This window comes from candidate division TA06 bacterium (assembly GCA_004376575.1).
In the GTDB taxonomy this organism is placed as follows: domain Bacteria; phylum Hydrothermota; class DG-26; order E44-bin18; family E44-bin18; genus E44-bin18.
The window spans coordinates 1-5,017 of the sequence record SOJN01000040.1 but is presented as its reverse complement, the minus strand read 5'-3'; the positions used below and the strand labels follow the sequence as shown (position 1 = coordinate 5,017).

General features: G+C 49.6%; 4 protein-coding genes. All 4 read right to left on the bottom strand.

Annotation, left to right across the window (positions count from 1 at the left end; genetic code table 11):
• Positions 1-257: 257 nt before the first annotated feature.
• Positions 258-3,098 (bottom strand): CoB--CoM heterodisulfide reductase iron-sulfur subunit A family protein, encoded by a 2,841-nt coding sequence (locus E3J62_03040; GenBank protein TET46871.1) that lies wholly within the window; start codon positions 3,096-3,098, stop codon positions 258-260.
• 3 nt (positions 3,099-3,101) lie between these two features.
• Positions 3,102-3,278 carry an FAD-dependent oxidoreductase gene (locus E3J62_03035; protein TET46870.1) on the bottom strand — a complete coding sequence of 59 codons (177 nt, stop codon included), beginning with the start codon at positions 3,276-3,278 and terminating at the stop codon, positions 3,102-3,104.
• 159 nt (positions 3,279-3,437) lie between these two features.
• Positions 3,438-4,139, bottom strand: a complete 702-nt coding sequence (locus tag E3J62_03030; protein TET46869.1) for a hydrogenase iron-sulfur subunit — start codon at positions 4,137-4,139, stop codon at positions 3,438-3,440.
• Positions 4,140-4,501: 362 nt separating this feature from the next.
• A complete protein-coding gene (locus E3J62_03025; GenBank protein ID TET46868.1) occupies positions 4,502-4,879 on the bottom strand; it encodes a GxxExxY protein in 378 nt (125 codons plus the stop codon).
• Positions 4,880-5,017: the final 138 nt, after the last annotated feature.

The window sequence follows — 5,017 nt, the reverse complement described above, 5'->3', positions numbered from 1 at the left end:
TAACCACAGATTAACACAGATTATCACAAGATTCTTCATTAATGGTTTTGTTCATAGTTCACTGGTTTTTCTGTGTTAATCTTGTGTAATCTCGTGGTTCCAAGGGTTGCGCCTTCAGCTCAAACCTCTTAACCACAGATTAACACAGATTATCACAAGATTCTTCATTAATGGTTTTGTTCATAGTTCATTGGTTTTTCTGTGTTAATCTTGTGTAATCTCGTGGTTCCAAGTTCGTAATTTCGTAATTTCGTGTTTCAGGCAAGTGCGTCTATCATTGCAGCGATGTCCTGGTTCGCATAACCGTATATGTCGATTGCCGAGCCCCGGCAACTGGCAGCGCACAGACCGCATCCCTTGCAGAGCGCCGCCGTCACCTCCGCATACCTCTGGACTCCACCTCTCGTCTTCTTCTCAACGACCTTGACAGCTCCATAGGGACAGACGGTCTCACAAACTCCGCAGGCAACGCACTTCGCCACATCGACATGAGAGATCGTTCCCTCCGCTTCCACTTTGTCTTGAGCTAACAATACACCAGCTCTGCTTGCCGCTGCATTAGCCTGGGCTATTGTCTCGTCAAGATACTTCGGAGCATGACAGAGTCCGGCCATGAACACGCCATCCGTGGCGAAGTCAACCGGCCGCAGCTTCATGTGAGCTTCGAGAAAGAAGTTCTCGTCATTGAGAGGAACCTTCAACATCTTTGCGAAATCGTCATTGTCTGCCTGCGGTATGACCGCAGAGCTGAGGATGAGGTAGTCTGCAGGTATCCCCATTTCTTCTCCGACAATTGGATCTCTGACAGTCACGAGAATCTTGCCTTTCTTCTCTTCCACCACAGGTTGGTCAGACTCCTCATACCTTACGAAGATAATGCCCTTATCCCGAGCTTCCTTGAAATACACTTCCCTGAACCCGTATGTTCTGATATCTCTATACAATATATATATGCTGGCGTCCGGGTTCTTCTTCAGTATCTCGAGTCCGTTTTTCACTGCCTGGCCGCAACAATACCTTGAGCAGTATGGCCTCTCCTCGTTTCTCGAGCCGACACACTGGATCATCACATAAGTTTTGCCCTCTAGAAGCGATTTGTCTTCTTCATGCAGCTTTTCCTCGAGCTCCGACTGGGTGATGACGTTCTTCGCCTGTCCGTAGAGGAACTCCTTGGGTTTATACTCGTAGCCACCAGTAGCAATGATGACTGCGCCGTGATCGAACTCCACATCCTTGCCGTCAACACCTATCGTAGTCCTGAAATTGCCAACGAAACCTTCTATCTTCTTTATGTTCGCCCTGGTATGGACCGTTATTTTGTCATTGGAGATGATTTCCTCCCGAAGCTTCTTCAGCACCGCCTGGGGGTCTGAGCCTGAGAGAGTCGTGTATATGTGGTGCAGATTGCCTCCAAGTTCCGCCTCTCTTTCCACCAGGCACACCTCATATCCCTGTCCGGCCAAATTCAGCGCAGTAGTCATGCCGGCCACGCCTCCCCCGATTATGAGACCTCTCTTGATCAGGTCAAACTGAAGCCTCTGGAGGGGGGAAAGGAGTCTTGCTTTCGCAACGGCCATCTTCACCAACTCTTTTGCCTTCTCCGTGGCGTCATCCCATTGCTTCATGTGCACCCAGGAACACTGATCCCTTATGTTCGCCATGGAGAAGAGGTACCTGTTGAGACCCGCTGCCTCCAGCGTCTCCTGAAAGAGTGGCTCGTGAGTCCTGGGAGTGCACGACGCGACTACCACCCTGGTGAGCCCCTTCTCCTTCACGGTTTCGGCTATCTTTTCCTGGGCATCCTGAGAGCATGAGAAGAGATTCCTCTCGACATAGACGACATTTGGAAGGGTCTCCGCGTACTTCGCGACCTCCTTAACATCAAGATATCCTGCTATGTTTATGCCGCAGTGGCACACGAACACCCCTATCCTCGGCCCCGTACCCATTATGTCGGTTTCTTCAATTCTCGATGGCTTTTCCAATTCCGTGCCGCGCACGTCTGATAGGAGGGCCGAGCTCAAGGCCGCAGCGCCGCTACTCTGCATCACTGTCTCAGGAATGTCTTTGGGCCCCTGGAAAGTCCCGCTGACGAAGACACCGGGTCTCGATGTCTCCAAAGGCGAGAGCTCGTCTGTCCTGCAGAAACCAAATCGATTCAATTCGAGCCCCAGTTTCTCCGCAGTATCTTTCGTGTACACCGTTGAACAGAGCCCCGCAGAGAGGACAACCATGCCGAAATCTTCATAAATAAGCTCACCGGAGTCAGTCTCGCATGAGAGGGTCAGGTTTTTCGTAGCGGAGTCCTCCTCTACATTTGCCACCCTACCCCTTATGAACCTTATCCCATGCTTGTCTTTTGCCATGTCCACATACTTATCGAAATCCTTGCCATATGAGCGCATGTCCATATAGAAGATGGCGACACCGAGGTCAGGAAGGTGTTCTTTTGCGATGATCGACTCCTTTACCGAGTACATACAGCACGCAGCTGAACAATAGTCATTCCCGTGCCTCGTGTCTCTGGAACCGACACACTGTATGAACGCTATCTTTTCTGGTTCTTCCCCATCAGAAGGCCTCATTATTATTCCTCTGAATGGTCCCGAGGCACTCAGGATCCTTTCGAACTCCATGCATGAGACGACATTCTTGAATCTGCCGTGACCGTACTCGTCGTCTTTGGAAGCCTCAAAAACCTCTGAGCCCATGGCAAGGATGACAGCACCGATCTTTACCTCTTCTTCCACATCTTCCTGGCCGTAGTCGACCGCGTTTGCCTCACACACCTCAGCACACATTCCGCATCCTATGCACACATCCCTGTTTATCGTATAGACGAGAGGAACGGCCTGCAGGTATTCAACAAAGATCCCGGGAGCGACTGCCATTTCAGCATTATAGCAGTCGAGAGCTTCAACAGGGCAGTTGCTGGCGCACACGCCGCAGCCAGTGCACTTGCCGGGATCGACATACCCGGCCCTGCGCTTCACCTTCAGCGTGAAATTCCCTGGCTCACCCTCGAGGGCAAGGACCTCGGAATTCATCACCAGCTCAATGTTTCGGTGCCGACCCGCGGCAACCAGTTTCGGCGACATTATTCACATCGCGCAGTCGTTGGTGGGAAAGGTCTTGTCCAGACGGGACATCATGCCGCCTATACTTGGCCTCCTGTCCACAAGGTAGACCTTGTACCCGGAGTCCGCAAGATCCAGGGCGGCCTGCATGCCTCCTATTCCCCCGCCTATGACTGCAACTGCACCTACCTTATCCGCCATCTAAACTCCCTATGCCGAAAATAGAAAATCGAAAATAACCACTTTGTTCCTATCCCCTGCCCTCTGTTACTGATCTTTCATCTTCGATTTTCCAATTTCGTTCTCGTGGTTTTGTTTTCGATCTTCGATTTTCGATCTTCGATTTTCGTATTCTCGGTCTCATATGACCTGGTATATGGGTGATCGCTCTTCGACTTTCTGCACATCTATCAAGTTCTTCTGTCTCAGAAACGTGAGCCCTCTCAGGGCTTTTGCCGGGTCCATTCCGATCTCCCCTGCAAGCTCGAGACAGGATCGGGGTTTCTCCTTGAGTAGAATTAGTATCCAGTTTCTGGTCAATTCCTCGTCAATAGATTTCTCTATCATCTCGTGCCAGTCCTCCTCATCCACCTTATCGCCGTAAACATTTCCCTTCTCAACGACCGTCCTCCACTTGCCAACCAGAGCCCTCAGCCTCATCCTGGACATCGCCTCTGAAAGAGCGTTGATGCTATTCTTGAGCTGTGTGCTCTTCTTCTCGTCCAGAACGGGAGTCGGTCCAAGCGTACCTATCTCCTTCGAGAAATCCTTCACCGTCTCCGCGAACTTGCCCCCTTCAGCAGCTGACATGAACTCCATCCTTAACCTCTTTGGATCCATGCCAGCTCTCTTTAACATCATCTTCGTTGCGTCAACCTTCAATCTTGCCTGGTAGTTCCCGTCGAAGTACTGGCACTCGCCCAGCTTGCACCCCACCACCAGGACGCCATCCGCCCCCCGAAGGAAAGCTTCAAGGACGTAGCGGACATCGAGCTGGCCTGTACACAAAAGCCGGATCGTCCTGGTGTTAGTTGGATACTGGAACCTTGACACACCTGCCAAGTCTGCGGCTCGGTATCCTCACCAAGTACACAAAAATGCTATTATCTTGGCTTCAAACTCACCCATTACAAACCTCCTGTAACCACAGATTAACACAGATTATCACAAGATTCTTCATTCATGGTTCTGTTCATAGTTTATTGGTTTTTTTGTGTTAATCTCGTGTAATCTCGTGGTTACAAGGGTTGCGGCTTCAGCTCAAACCTCTTAACCACAAGATTAACACAGATTATCACAAGATTCTTCATTTATGGTTCTGTTCATAGTCCATTGGTTTTTCCGTGTTAATCTCGTGTAGTCTCATGGTTCCAAGGGTTGCGCCCTGAGCTCAAACCTTTTGACCACAAGATCAACACAGACTATCAGGAGATTATCCTTTTTGTTTGCAAACTCCTCGTGCCAAAGTTCAGCAGCAACCCGATTCTCAAACTCGTCCCCTTCAGATAATGATGTAATTGAGCTTCATCAACCTTTGTTAATCCTGAGGATGCCTTCACTTCCACGATGATTTTGTTGTCAACCACCAGATCCGGACGATACTTCTTTGGAATCAAATACTCCTTGTAATGAACATCTAGCTCAGGCTGCCTTGCAAAAGGTACCTTTCTCAGGCTCAGTTCGTAACTTAATGCTTCCTCGTAGACATACTCCAAGAAACCACTACCCAATTCCTTGTGAACCTCAATCGCAGCTCCAATGACAGCATACGTTAAGTCCTTATAAAGCCATTTTTCATCCACTCGGCTTCATGTTGCCCTAACAGCCTCTCTAACCATCAGACTGTTGTTGACCAGCGTCAGATTCTCCTTTCCCTCCAAACTCCTCAACTACAATAATATCAATCTGTGTTAATCTTGTGAAATCTCGTGGTTTCATGG